The 12,231-nt window shown below is 62.1% G+C and carries 12 protein-coding genes and 1 pseudogene; 4 read left to right on the top strand and 9 right to left on the bottom strand.

What is annotated here, in order from left to right; translation table 11 throughout:
* The 4 genes from K7431_RS22370 to K7431_RS22355 form a co-directional block, all read right to left on the bottom strand.
* On the bottom strand, positions 1-178 hold a 178-nt coding region (locus K7431_RS22370), incomplete at its 3' end, for a transposase (protein ID WP_224265902.1).
* A gap of 882 nt (positions 179-1,060) precedes the next feature.
* A complete protein-coding gene (locus K7431_RS22365) occupies positions 1,061-2,194 on the bottom strand; it encodes an alkene reductase (RefSeq protein WP_012723622.1) in 1,134 nt (377 codons plus the stop codon).
* A 78-nt stretch (positions 2,195-2,272) separates the two neighbouring features.
* A complete protein-coding gene (locus K7431_RS22360; RefSeq protein WP_012723621.1) occupies positions 2,273-2,950 on the bottom strand; it encodes a type 1 glutamine amidotransferase domain-containing protein in 678 nt (225 codons plus the stop codon).
* Complete coding sequence (locus tag K7431_RS22355) at positions 2,947-3,576, bottom strand: TetR/AcrR family transcriptional regulator (RefSeq protein WP_012723620.1); 630 nt, start codon at positions 3,574-3,576, stop codon at positions 2,947-2,949. Before K7431_RS22355 ends, K7431_RS22360 begins: the two co-directional genes overlap by 4 nt.
* A 173-nt stretch (positions 3,577-3,749) precedes the next feature.
* Between K7431_RS22355 and K7431_RS22350 the strand changes: the two genes are divergently transcribed.
* Entirely contained in the window at positions 3,750-4,694 is a 945-nt protein-coding gene (locus K7431_RS22350; RefSeq protein WP_012723619.1) for a GlxA family transcriptional regulator, read from the top strand.
* Here the strand turns inward: K7431_RS22350 and K7431_RS22345 are convergent.
* Positions 4,672-5,216: pseudogene (locus K7431_RS22345) on the bottom strand (GNAT family N-acetyltransferase). The gene K7431_RS22350 and the pseudogene K7431_RS22345 overlap by 23 nt on opposite strands.
* A 140-nt stretch (positions 5,217-5,356) precedes the next feature.
* Here K7431_RS22345 and K7431_RS22340 point away from each other — a divergent pair.
* Positions 5,357-6,229 carry an undecaprenyl-diphosphate phosphatase gene (locus K7431_RS22340; protein ID WP_012723617.1) on the top strand — a complete coding sequence of 291 codons (873 nt, stop codon included), beginning with the start codon at positions 5,357-5,359 and terminating at the stop codon, positions 6,227-6,229.
* A 274-nt stretch (positions 6,230-6,503) separates the two neighbouring features.
* Here the strand turns inward: K7431_RS22340 and K7431_RS22335 are convergent, their stop codons facing one another.
* The 4 genes from K7431_RS22335 to K7431_RS22320 all read right to left on the bottom strand — a co-directional run bounded on the left by K7431_RS22335 (position 6,504) and on the right by K7431_RS22320 (position 10,073).
* The gene (locus tag K7431_RS22335; protein WP_012723616.1) at positions 6,504-7,319 is read right to left on the bottom strand and encodes a sugar phosphate isomerase/epimerase family protein; all 816 of its coding nucleotides are present in this window, start codon (positions 7,317-7,319) and stop codon (positions 6,504-6,506) included.
* A 1-nt stretch (position 7,320) separates the two neighbouring features.
* Positions 7,321-8,520 (bottom strand): NAD(P)/FAD-dependent oxidoreductase, encoded by a 1,200-nt coding sequence (locus K7431_RS22330; protein WP_043205178.1) that lies wholly within the window; start codon positions 8,518-8,520, stop codon positions 7,321-7,323.
* Between the two features lie 2 nt (positions 8,521-8,522).
* Positions 8,523-8,843 carry a MocE family 2Fe-2S type ferredoxin gene (locus tag K7431_RS22325; RefSeq protein ID WP_012723614.1) on the bottom strand — a complete coding sequence of 107 codons (321 nt, stop codon included), beginning with the start codon at positions 8,841-8,843 and terminating at the stop codon, positions 8,523-8,525.
* A gap of 132 nt (positions 8,844-8,975) precedes the next feature.
* Positions 8,976-10,073 (bottom strand): fatty acid desaturase family protein, encoded by a 1,098-nt coding sequence (locus tag K7431_RS22320; protein ID WP_012723613.1) that lies wholly within the window; start codon positions 10,071-10,073, stop codon positions 8,976-8,978.
* 161 nt (positions 10,074-10,234) lie between these two features.
* On the opposite strand from K7431_RS22320, the gene K7431_RS22315 reads away from it, so the two are divergent.
* On the top strand, positions 10,235-11,293 hold the full coding sequence (locus K7431_RS22315; protein ID WP_012723612.1) for a LacI family DNA-binding transcriptional regulator: 1,059 nt from the start codon (positions 10,235-10,237) through the stop codon (positions 11,291-11,293).
* Between the two features lie 507 nt (positions 11,294-11,800).
* On the top strand, positions 11,801-12,097 hold the full coding sequence (locus tag K7431_RS22310; RefSeq protein WP_012723611.1) for a DUF6124 family protein: 297 nt from the start codon (positions 11,801-11,803) through the stop codon (positions 12,095-12,097).
* Positions 12,098-12,231: the final 134 nt, after the last annotated feature.

Raw genomic sequence — 12,231 nt, 5'->3', positions numbered from 1 at the left:
TACCTGCCACTGGCTGCCCTTTCTGACGCTCTTTACGAACCTGATCAACCCAGCGGCGCAGAGCCGTAGGACCAACGTCCATCGATGCACAGACGTCAGGAACTGAGCAGTTATCATCAAGAACCATACTTGCAGCACGTTGCTTGAACTCGCGGGTGTAGGTCTTTCGCTCTTGCATGGAACCTCCTGATTGGGCGAATCATATCGCCCTTAAGAGGTGTCCGGGATCATTAGGCCAGTTCAGCTTGCCTGCGATACCCATAGGTATCAACACAATTCGGGGTACGGCGCTGGACCTGTGGCGAGGGAGCTTGCTCCCGCTGGCGGCCTGACCGACGACCGCCATCTAACGGTTAGACCGCGATTCAAATGTGGGAGGGGGCTTGCCCCCGATAGCGGTGCATCGGTATCTACACAATTCTGGGTATGGCGTCGGACCTGTGGCGAGGGAGCTTGCTCCCGTGGCGGCCTGACCGACGACCGCCATCTAACGGTTAGACCGCGATCCAAATGTGGGAGGGGGCTTGCCCCCGATAGCGGTGCATCGGTATCTACACAATTTCGGGTATGGCGGCGAACCTGTGGCGAGGGAGCTTGCTCCCGTTGGCGGCCTGGCAGACGACCAGGATGTTGGATCAGACCGGGTACATATCCGTTATTTAGGTCACGGCCGCTATGGATTCCGCTTTTACAGCGGCTCACTTTTGAAGAGCGCAAAAGTAAGCAAAACGCTCTTGCCCCAACACTCGGCACCTCGCTCACGCTCGGTGTGCCCGTAATCCGACAGGAATTTGGGGGGCCGCCGCCACGCGCCATCCATGGCGCGGGGCGGCTAAACCGGCATCCCTGCCGGTTTACCCCCCAAATCCCTGTCGAATTCCGGCCAGCGTGTTTGACGGGGCGCTTGAGATCAAGATCAAAAGCAAAAGCACAGCGGCCTGACAGCCGGCTTGAGTGGTGTGGAGCAAAGGCAGTCTTGCCGGCGATGCAGGCAACGTGGTGAGTCAGGCGTACCCAGGTGATACTTTCGCAGGCAAGCCAGCGCCCACAGGGTTCAGCGCTACTGGGCTACTGGGCGGTAGGCAGGGTAATCGATGTAACCCGCTTCCGTCCCGCCATACAGCCCTTCCGCCTTCAGCGGGTTCAACGGCCAGCCATTGAAAATCCGTTGTGGCAGATCCGGGTTGGCAATGAACGGCCGCCCGAACGCAATCAAGTCCGCCAGCCCCGCTTCGACCAGATCAGCACCGCGCTCAGCGGTGTAACGACCGGCGTAGATGATCCGCCCGCTGAAGGTCTCACGCACCGCTCGGCGGAAGGACTCCGGTAACACCGGGGCGTTGTCCCAGTCGGCTTCGGCGATGGAAACGTAGGCGATGCCCGACTCTTCCAGCACTTTGATCGCTTCGATGTAGGTGTGGTGCGGGTCGTCTTCCACCAGGCCGATGTAGACACGGTCCTGATCGGTGCCGCTGAATAACGGCGAGAACCGTACGCCCAGACGCTGCGGCCCGACCACGGCGCTCACGGCTTCGACAATCTCGCGCAGAAAGCGCAGGCGGTTGTGCAGCGAGCCACCGTATTCATCCTCGCGCCGGTTGGAATGGGCGGAGATGAATTGGTTGACCAGGTAACCATTGGCCGAATGGATTTCCACCCCGTCAAACCCGGCATCCAGCGCATTGCGGGCGGCCTGGGCGTAGTGCCCGACCAATTCTTCGATCTCAAGCACGGACAATGCACGTGGCACCGGCGGCTGCTTCAGTTCGCCCATGCCAGGCCCGGTTTCGATAAAGGCCTTGGCCTGCAACGCCTGGATCGCCGACGGCGCGACGGGGGCGGCGCCGTCTGGCTGCAACGCGTTGTGGGACACGCGACCGACATGCCACAACTGGGCGAAGATCACCCCGCCTTCGGCATGCACAGCCTCGGTGACGGTGCGCCAGCCGTCGATCTGCGCCGGGGTGTAGATACCCGGCGTCCACGCGTAACCCTGGCCACGCGGTTCAATCTGCGTGCCTTCGCTGACCATAAAACCGGCCGTGGCGCGCTGACGGTAATACTCGGCCATTAAGTCGGTGGCGATATCGCCGGGCTGGGCACTGCGCTGGCGCGTCAACGGCGGCAGCACAATACGGTTGTTCAGCGTGTGGTGCCCCAGTTTTACCGGGGTACTTAAAATAGGGTCATTCATTGAATACTGTCCAAATAGCGGGCGCGCTAAAGCATTGGCGACTTATAAAAGTCGCCAATGCATCAAGCGGTGAGTTAATTAAGCGGTGAGTGTCAGCAGGGCTTTAGCCACATCACTGGAACTGCCAGGGTTTTGCCCGGTGACCAGCAGGCCATCGGTAATCACAAAGGATTGCCAATCGGCCCCCTTCTCATAGTGGCCGCCGAGTTTCTTGAACTCGTCTTCAATCAGGAACGGCACCACATCGGTCAACTCCACCGCCGCCTCTTCCGAGTTGGAGAACCCGGTGACACGACGGCCCTTGATCAACGACTCACCATTGACTGCCTTGACGTGACGCAGGGCACCCGGTGCATGGCAGACGAAACCGATGGGCTTACCGGCGCGCTCGAAGGACTCGATCAGCGCGATCGACACCGGCGATTCCGCCAGGTCCCACAGCGGGCCGTGGCCGCCTGGGTAGAACACGGTGTCGAAGTCGTCGGCGTTGACCGTGTCCAGTTTCACCGTGGTGGCCAGGGCTTGCTGGGCGGCCGGGTCGGCGGCGAAGCGATGGGTCTGTTCGGTCTGGGCGTCCGGCTGGTCGCTGACCGGGTCCAGCGGCGGTTGACCGCCGGCCGGGGATGCCAGCACCACGTCGGCACCGGCGTCTTTGAACGCGTAGTAGGGAGCGGCAAATTCTTCGAGCCAGAAGCCGGTCTTGCGTCCGGTATCGCCGAGCTGGTCGTGAGAGGTCAGTACCATTAATACTTTCATTTTCCAGTGCCTCGATAGGGGTGAGTGTCAGTTTCTTCCGGCTGCCCCAACAACTGTCGGGTCAGCCCCAGCGCCTCGTCGAACGGCGCCGCTGTACGGGTGATCTTGCTCATGACGCTGGTCCCCAGCCACAACGCATACAGGCGCCGGGCCAGGCTTTCGGGGTGTTGCGTGATCGTTACCGAGCCGTCTTCGACGCCCTGCTGCAAGGCCTCGCTGAGCAACCCGATGGTGCGTGCGGTGCCGCGTTGCAGGGCCAGGCGCATCGGCTCTGAAAGGTCTGACACCTCTGCACCGAGTTTGACGGCAAGGCATTTGCCGGCGTCGGTGCAGCCGGTCTGGTTGTTGATCCAGCTTTGCCAATAACGCATCAACTTGGCGTGTTGAGATAAGCCCGGCTGATTGAACAGCTGTTGCATAGCGTTCAAGTAGTTATCGAAATAGGTATCGAGCAATACCACCCCGAACGCGTCTTTAGAGTTGAAGTAGTGATAGAACGAGCCTTTAGGCACATCGGCGGCGTGAAGTATTTCGTTCAACCCCACCGCAGAAAATCCCTTGGCGCCCACAATCGGCTGCGCCGTTTCCAGAATCGCCTGCCTTGCACTTTTAGTTTCGCGGCTCATGCTTCATCTCGATCGATTAGACCAGTCGTCTAGTTCGTTGAGTGAATGTTAGGAGCCAGGCGAAACGCGCACAATGTCAGATCCGCAAGGATTTCGGACATGCGCCAAAGTGGGTTGCCGTTTTCCCGGCAGCCGCCGACAATCCCTGCCCCCCACACCCCTGGAGACATGCGATGCACAGCGTTGCGCTGATGGTTTACCCGAACTTCCAATCCCTGAGCCTCAGCCTGGGCTCGGTGTTCGAGTGCGCGAACCTGTTGCGCGGTGAGCCGGCCTATGAGTTTCATCTGGTGTCGGAAAGCGGCGGCGCGGTGATGACGTCCCAGGGTTTTTCGGTGAACACCACACCGATCCGGCCGGAGGGTTACGACACGCTGATCGTCAGCGGCTACCTGGAATTCCGCCTGCCGGAAGCCAATCTGCTGGAACTGGTCAAGGCCGCCTCCGCCCAGTCGCGGCGTGTGGCCTCGCTGTGCATGGGCATCTTCGTGCTGGCCGAAGCCGGTCTGCTCGAAGGCAAGCGCACCACCACCCACTGGATCCACGCACCGGCCTTTCGCAAGCGCTACCCGGATATCCGCCTGGAAGAGGACAAGCTGTTTATCGTCGACGGCCACATCTGGACCGGCGCCGGCATGAGCGCCGGCGTGGACCTGGCGTTGGCGATGGTGGAGAACGACCTGGGCAGCGACTTGGCGCGGCGCATTGCACGCAAACTGGTGATCGCCCAGCGTCGCGGCAGCGAGCAATCGCAGTTGTCCGCCCTGCTGGAGTTGGACCCTAAATCGGACCGCGTGCAACTGGCCCTGGCCTACGCCCGCGAGAACCTGACCCATGACCTCTCGGTGGAAGCCCTGGCCGATGTCGCGCGGCTCAGTCCGCGCCAGTTCAGCCGAGTGTTCCGTGAAGAAACCGGGCAGACACCGGCCAAGGCCATCGAGTCCCTGCGGGTCGAAGCCGCCCGGGCGCTGATGGAAACCAGTCGACACCCGGTCGAGGTGGTGGCCCGCGAAACCGGGTTTGGTGATCGCGAGCGCATGCGCCAGGCGTTTTTAAGGGCGTTCGGGCAACCGCCGCAGGTGATGCAGCAGGCCTTTAATGCAGCGCCGCCCGCGTAATCAGGTAACTCACCAACTGCGGGTCATCCTCCAGTTCAATCGTCTGCACCGGGCGCGGCAGGTTATCCAGCACCGTGCGCCAGAACGCCTGGGACACTTCGTCCTGATCATAGAACCGCACCAGCCAATTGGCCTCGCCGCTGCACAGCACCTGGGTGGCGATGGCGCGGCCAATCCCTTTGCGGCGGTAGCGCTTGAGGATGAACAGGTCGGCCAGTTCCAGGGCGTCGATGCCCGGCAGTTCGCTGCCTTCGATCAGCAGGAAACCGGCGATGTAGCCGTCGACCAGCAACAGGTTGGCGCTCCATTGCGGGTCCTGCCAGTAACGGGTCAGGTGTTCGTCATGGATGTAGAAGCGGCCATCCGCCTCGACATCTTCCTGTTCCCAGTCCGACGACTCGTAAGCGTAGTACTGGTAGAGATTACGGATCAGCTCGGCGTGCTCCGGGCCGGTCTGGATCAGTTCGACGGTGGTTTCAGGCATGGGGCTCTCGGTCAAAAATGCAGGGCGCCATTGTTCACAAAACGCCGGGACAGTCCAATAGAGTCGCCAACCTTTCTACTTGCTGAACCGATTGCAAATAGGCGTTGCCTCCCCCGAAACCCTGAAACATTTCGAATAAACTCCGCGAAATTGCCTCTCTTTTTCAAGGACACGTATTGTGAGCAACGTCTGTTCCGCCGGCCTGGATGTGGGGTTTGCCTCCCTGGACTACCTGCAGATCTTCATCCTGGGCGTGATCCAGGGCATTACCGAACTGTTGCCGGTGTCGTCCACCGCCCATATGCGCGTGGTACCCGCCCTGCTCGGCTGGCAAGATCCCGGCTCGGCGTTTTCCGCGGCCATGCAGTTGGCGGCGCTGGCGGCGGTGGTCAGTTACTTCTGGCGGGATGTGCGCCAGGTGACCACCGGCAGCATCGGCGCCGTGCGCCGGGGCGACTACAACGACCCCTGGTTCAAGCTGGCGGTGGCGATTGTGCTGGCGACGATCCCCATCGGCATTGCCGGGCTGGCGTTGTCGTCGACGTTGAATGCCTGCAACTCGCCGTTGCGCGGGTTGATGGTGATCGGTATTTCCTGCGTGGTCATGGCGGTGCTGTTGGCGGTGGCGGAAGTGCGTGCACGCCACACCCGCGAAGTCAGTGAAATGCGCCTGCGGGATGCGTTGATCGTGGGGATTGCGCAAATTGGTGCGTTGATTCCTGGCGTCTCGCGTTCCGGCTCCACGCTGACCGCCGCGCTGTTCCTCAACTTCAAGCGTGAGGAAGCCGCGCGGTTTTCCTTCCTGCTGGGCCTACCCGCCATTGCCCTCGCCGGTTTGAAGGAACTGTGGGTGTTGCTGCATGCCGATATGCCCGTGCATGCCTGGCCGCACCTGCTGTTCGGCCTGGTGGTGGCGAGCATCTCGGCATTTTTTGCGATCTGGGGGCTGATGAAGTTCCTGGAGCGGTTCTCCACCTGGCCGTTCGTGATCTACCGCGCGCTGCTGGGGGTGTTTCTGATTGTGGCGGTCAGCACCGGGCTGCTGAGCTGAAAGCAGCGGCCACGGGAGCAAGCGCCCTCGCCACACCCCCAGTACGACACTGTAGTGAGCGGGCTTGCCCCGCGCTGGGCTGCAAAGCGGCCCTAAAACCGACCGATGAAGCGTATCTGATACACCAGGTTCCTCCTTTTTGGGGCTGCTCCACAGCCCAGCGCGGGGCAAGCCCGCTCACTACAGTCAAAAGATGCGTAGATACCTAGGGTTATCGCAATTCGAACTGCTTGGTCTTGAACACAGTGCTCATGACTGAGCGGGTTCAAGGTCATCACTGACAGCGCTGCCACACCTGTCGAATCAACGCCTGCATCTTCAGCGCTTCGGCCCAGCGATCGCTGATTTCACGGCCATCTGCGCCGGTGATCGCATAGGGCGGCGGGCCCAGTTCACAGGTGAACGACAGGCTCTGCGGTGCCTCGGGCCGCGCCAGCCAGTGTTCAATCCCGTAGCGCCACCACTCGGTGAAACGTTGCACCCAGGCGTGATGCTGGGGGAAATCCAACGACACCTGCACCTGTTCGCTGCTGGCCACGCGGCCGTGAAACCCCCAGCTGTGGCGCAGGACAGTGCGGATCTGTTCATCGTCCTCGGCGGCAGCAGGCTCCGGCAGTTCACGCCCGACCACGTAGTGGGACAGGTCGGCCAGCAGTTTCAAGTCGGGCATCTGCGCCAGCAGGTCGAGGGTGAACAGCAGGTCATTGGTGAGCCGATAACGGTGGGTTTCCAGCAGCACCGGAAAGTCCACCTGCTCGGCCAGGCGTTGCCAGCCTTCGACCAGTCGCGCCGCTTCGCGTTGAGTACGCGGGCGCACGTCGGCTTGCAGGGTGAGGTGGTGACAGCCGTAGCCGCTGATCACATCCAGCGCGGCCGCCAGGTCATCCACCGATTGCGGGAACAGCTGGCCTTCGATCTGCAGGCCCCTGGCCGTGGCGGCGGCGTGCAAGCGGGCGACGTCGGCGGGTGTGTAGTAATGGTCGGTAATGCCGTCGAAACCGGCGGCCTTGATGCGGTCGAGTTGGTCGTCGAGGGTGCCGGGCTCGGTTTGCATCGCCCACAGGGATTGGAACACCAGGAATTGGCGCATATCAGCCTCGCAGCAGGTGTTTGAGGGACAGCTCGGGGTCGGCCAGGCTGGCCGCGTTGAGCGGTATACGTGCGCTGATCAGGCGCTCACACAGCTTGATGTCTTTGGCCACGCTGTTGCCCGGCGCCCAACCGCAGGCACCGTGCAAATGGTGCTCGGCATCCAGGTAGAACAGCAGCACGCCGCCGCCCGCCAATGGGCGGCTGACCGTCAAGGGCGTGATCACGCCAACGGTCTGCAACCCCCAGTCGTACTGGTCGGACCAGAAACCGGGGAGCGCGTCGAACGGCACGTCGTGCCCCAGCAGATTCAACGCCGCATGCCGCCCCTGGACCTCGGCGTTGCGCCAGGTTTCCTGGCGCTGGTAGAGACCGCCCAGGCGAAACTCACACACGTCACCGGCGGCATAGATGTCGGGCGCGCTGGTGCGCAGGTGCGTATCGACACGAATGCCCTGCCCCACGTCCAGCCCCGCCGCCGTGGCCAACTCGATATTGGGCTGCATGCCGATGCCGACGACGACCAGATCGCACGGCAACCGTTGCCCGTCCACCAGCAGCACGGCGTCGGCCTGGATGGACTCCAAGGCCACATTCAAGCGCACATCCACGCCGTGTTGGCGATGCAACGCCAGCAGCGCCTCGCTGATGACCGGCGGCAATACCCGCCCCGCCAGACGCGGTCCGGCTTCAAGCAGCGTGACTTCACAGCCCAAGCCACGTGCCGTGGCTGCCACTTCCAGGCCGATAAAACCGCCACCGACCACCACCAGCCGCGTCCCGGCCTTTAGCGCGTTGCGCAGGGCCAGCGCTTCATCGTGGGTGCGCAGGTAAAGCACATGGGCTTGCTCTTGGGGCAAGCGTCGTGCCCGTCCGCCAGTGGCCAACAGCAGACCGGCATACGGCAGCCACTGGCCGTCGGCGAGTTGCAGGCGATGGTGTTCCGGCTCCAATTGGGTCACCGGGTGACCGGCGATATGCTCGATACCCAACTCCGTCAGCCGCGCGCTGTCGCACAGGCTGCACCCCGCCAGATCCGCCGTGCCCTGCAGCACAGCCTTGGACAGCGGTGGTCGCTCGTAGGGCAAGTGCGGCTCATCGCCGATCAGGATCAGGCGCCCGGTGTAACCTTCTTCGCGCAGGGTCAGCGCCGCACGGCCACCGGCATGGCCGGCGCCGACGATGATCAGGGGTGCGCTCATGGTCACGCCGTGACGGCGAGCAACACCCGCCCCGCTTCGACCCGCACCGGGTAGGTCTTGAGGTTGACGCACACCGGCGCGCCCATGGCTTTGCCGGTGCGGTAATCGAAGCGCCCGTTGTGCTTGGGGCACTCGATCAAGTGGTCCATCACCAGGCCGTCGGCCAGGTGGATTTTCTCGTGGGTGCACAGGCCGGCGGTGGCGAAAAACTCATTCTCGGCCGAACGGTACACTGCGTAGGTATGCGGCCCGTGGTCGAAGCGCAGCACGTCTTCTTCGTCTATTTCGCCCACGGCGCAGACGTCGATCCATTGATCGTTCATGGCGTTTGTCTCCAAATGACTGACTGCCCCTGTGGCAAGCGCGCTTGTTGTGGCGAGCGAGCTTGCTCGCGCTGGGCTGCGAAGCGGCCCCAAGATCGGCAGTCGAGTTATGTCTGAATGAATGCGGTGGTTTTATTGGGGCTGCTGCGCAGCCCAGCGCGAGCAAGCTCCCTCGCCACCCTCAGCGTCGTTCGCCAGTGGGCGCTGGACGAAATAGGTCGGGTCGCTGCGCTGTTTCCAGATCGTCGGCAGGATCTCTTTGTACGCCTCGAACAGGTTGGCGTACGGCGGCGGGCAGTCGCTGCGGATTTCTTCGTGCAGGTGCTTGAGCGCGTGGTACGGCACCATCGGGTACATGTGGTGTTCGAGGTGGTAGTTCATGTCCATGTAGATAAAACGCAGCACGCGGTTCATGTAGATGGTGCGGCAGTTACTGCGGTGGTCCAGCACGTCTTCGGCCAGGCCGACGTGTTGGGTAAGGCCGAAGAGATAGCCGAGCCAGGCGCCGTAGAGACTCGGCAATCCAATCAGCATCAGCGGCAACCAGCTGTGCAGGTACAAGGCGGTGCCAATCACCACGGCATAAATGCCGACCCAGATCCGCGCCGCGCGAAACACTTTGGGCCATTCGGATTCAGGGATGAAGTCCGCTTCCTGGGCACTCATCTTGCCAATGGCATGGCGCGCCACGCCGCCGAATGTCTTCCAGGCCAAGGGCAAATTGAACAGGCTCAGGCACATCATCAAGAAGCTCGGTGGACGCGGCTCGACGATCTCCGGGTCGCGGCCGACCACAATGGTGTCGGTGTGATGACGGGCATGGCTCCAGCGCCACACGTGGGGTTCGAAGATGCACATGAAGCTGGCGACCTGGTACAGCACGTCGTTCATCCAACGGGTCTTGAATGCGGTGCCGTGGCCGGTTTCGTGCCAGCGCGGGTTGGACGCGGTGCCGTACAGCACGCCATAGACGAGGAAGAACGGCACGCAGGCCCAAGTGCCCCAGAACCAATAAGCCCCGAAGCCTGCGGCCAACAGCGCGACCACCCAGATGGCGGTGTCGAGCAAGGCCGGGCCGTCACGGCGCTGCATCAGTTCTTTCATGCGTTTACGCGAGATGGGCGACTGGTACCAGTTGGCCGAGACCAGGCCTTTTTCAGCGGCGCGGGCGGCTTCGGGGCCGGTGAGGCTGTAGTCGCGGCGGGCGGTGTGAGCGGTGTGTTCAGGCATTGTTATTGTTCTCCGCAAGCGGTGGTTTCTAGTGCTTTACGAAACCCACCATAGAGAACCGGTAAATCCCCCTCAAGGCCTTGATTCCATTCCCTATCAAGCTATCATCCAGGCCTAGCGGAGCTTGATAGTTTTCTATCAAGACGTTCAAAGGGCTTGTCATGAACAACAATAAACGCCCAACCATCGCCACCGTTGCCGCCCATGCAGGGCTGAGTGTGGCCACCGTCGACCGCGTATTGAATGCGCGTGCGCCGGTCAACCCGGACACCGCCGAGCAGGTGTTCCAGGCCGCCGAGGCCGTGGGCTATTTTGCCGCGCGGCTGATCGGCCAGCGCATTCGCGAACGTCGACCGACTTATCGTTTCGGCATCCTCTTGCTGGGGACCGCCCAAGCGTTCTATGCCAACCTGGCGCAGTCGATCAGCACCGCGGCGCAGCATCACGCCACGGCCAACCTGACGTGCCAGTTCGAATACATCGTGGATCGCACCCCCAGCGCTATCGTTGCGCAGATCGAACAGTTGGCCGTGCAATGCGATGGCCTCGCGGTGGTCAGCTTTGCCCATCCGCTGATCAACGCCTGCCTCAAGCAGATCCGCGAAGCCGGCGTGCCCGTGGTCGCCCTGCTCTCGGATATCCACGAGCAAGCCCTGGAGCCCTACGTGGGCCAGGACAACCACGTGGTCGGCCGCACCATGGGCTGGTTGCTCGCGCGCACGGGCGGCGCGCGCAAAGGCAGCGTGGGGATCCTGCTCGGCGGCCATCGTTTTCTCGGCCACCAGGCGCGGGTCGAAGGCCTGCACAGCTACCTGGCCGAACACGCGCCGGGGCTCAAGCCGCTGGAGCCGTTGATCAACCTGGACAACTGCGACATCACCGAGGAAGCCACTCTCGACCTGATCAGCCGCCACAGCGACCTGCGCGGCCTGTGCGTGGTGGGCGGCGGCGGTGACGGCATCATCAGCGCCCTGGCGCAGTTGCCCAAGCGACCGGCGCTGTGCTGCATCTTGCAGGAGTCGACCGAGCTGTCACGCCAGGCGCTGCGCCAGGGGTTGATCGATGTGGTGATGGATTCGCAGCCGGGGCAGACGGCGACCGCACTGGTGCAGTTGCTGGTGGCCTTGCAGAGTGAGGAACGGGAGCGCACCGAGGGGTTCGATCCGGTGCGGCATCGGGTGTATATATCGCCGCAGATTGTGACGTCGGAGAACCTCTAGCGGGCGCGGCACTCGATCACCACGGGCAGGAAGCGTTGGACCACCTGCATATTGCTGTGCAGATGGTCGCTCATGTGCGGCGTGGTGAAGCGACCACCACCAAATACCTGGCACGCTTTGCCATTGAATGGAAACAGTTGAAGCCATAGGCCTGCGAGACGACCCGCCAGCGAGCGGTTAGTGGCATTTGGTCATGGTTTGTAAAGGGCCAGCAAGGCAGGTCCCTTTTAATTGCAGGACGTTTCCTAGACAATCCTCGCCGCCTTGTGCCTGCTGGAATCGGTGGCTAGTCTGCGGTCCGTCGCCGCCAATTCAGTGATCGGGTTTAGTCGCCCGGTATTCCAAAAGGCGCATGATCCTCCATGAGGTTTAATGGTGGCTGTGCGCAGGGCGCCCTTGGGTGCGCCGGATTTTGCCTTTTGGCCGGTCGACTAACCTGCGTACAGCCGCCACCCTACGTTTAGTCGCGGAAGGTTCGGCTCCCTGAGTCCAAAAGGAAGCTAAACAATGAACAAAGACGCAAACGACCCCACCAAAGACCGCGCCGCCTTCAACCGCGCCATCGATCACTACCTGCCCACCCAGGGCTTTCACTCCATCAACGAAGACCTGAGCTTCGAAGACGCTCTGCTCTACACCGCCAGCTTGCTCGACAGTGCATCGGCGACCGCGCTGGATTGTGGAGAGACACTGGATAATCCCGAGCGGGCGAAGATCCTGGCGGTGTGGCATTTACTGGAGATTGCCAAGACCACCGTGGATCGCTCCATCGAGTGCCTGACGCCCCCCAAGACAACCACCTAAATACGATTAACCCTGCGAGAGCTGGCTTGCCTGCGATGGCCATAGGTACCGACACAACGCTGTAGCAACCAACGCTAACCACGATGCGAAGCGAGCCGCTCTTGATCTTGATCCCGCTTTTGATCTGAGGCGCC

The organism is Pseudomonas fluorescens group sp. (assembly GCF_020093335.1).
In the GTDB taxonomy this organism is placed as follows: domain Bacteria; phylum Pseudomonadota; class Gammaproteobacteria; order Pseudomonadales; family Pseudomonadaceae; genus Aquipseudomonas; species Aquipseudomonas petroselini.
Note: the sequence above shows the minus strand (reverse complement) of the source record. Positions and strands in the feature narration are given on the sequence as shown.

What these genes read in the sequence shown, in the direction of transcription:
- K7431_RS22335 (WP_012723616.1), bottom strand. Translation starts at nt 7,319, where the DNA reads ATGCGCCAATTCCTGGTGTTCCAATCCCTGTGGGCGATGCAAACCGAG.
- K7431_RS22315 (WP_012723612.1), top strand. Translation starts at nt 10,235, where the DNA reads ATGAACAACAATAAACGCCCAACCATCGCCACCGTTGCCGCCCATGCA.
- K7431_RS22350 (WP_012723619.1), top strand. Translation starts at nt 3,750, where the DNA reads ATGCACAGCGTTGCGCTGATGGTTTACCCGAACTTCCAATCCCTGAGC.
- K7431_RS22360 (WP_012723621.1), bottom strand. Translation starts at nt 2,950, where the DNA reads ATGAAAGTATTAATGGTACTGACCTCTCACGACCAGCTCGGCGATACC.
- K7431_RS22365 (WP_012723622.1), bottom strand. Translation starts at nt 2,194, where the DNA reads ATGAATGACCCTATTTTAAGTACCCCGGTAAAACTGGGGCACCACACG.
- K7431_RS22325 (WP_012723614.1), bottom strand. Translation starts at nt 8,843, where the DNA reads ATGAACGATCAATGGATCGACGTCTGCGCCGTGGGCGAAATAGACGAA.
- K7431_RS22330 (WP_043205178.1), bottom strand. Translation starts at nt 8,520, where the DNA reads ATGAGCGCACCCCTGATCATCGTCGGCGCCGGCCATGCCGGTGGCCGT.
- K7431_RS22310 (WP_012723611.1), top strand. Translation starts at nt 11,801, where the DNA reads ATGAACAAAGACGCAAACGACCCCACCAAAGACCGCGCCGCCTTCAAC.
- K7431_RS22320 (WP_012723613.1), bottom strand. Translation starts at nt 10,073, where the DNA reads ATGCCTGAACACACCGCTCACACCGCCCGCCGCGACTACAGCCTCACC.
- K7431_RS22355 (WP_012723620.1), bottom strand. Translation starts at nt 3,576, where the DNA reads ATGAGCCGCGAAACTAAAAGTGCAAGGCAGGCGATTCTGGAAACGGCG.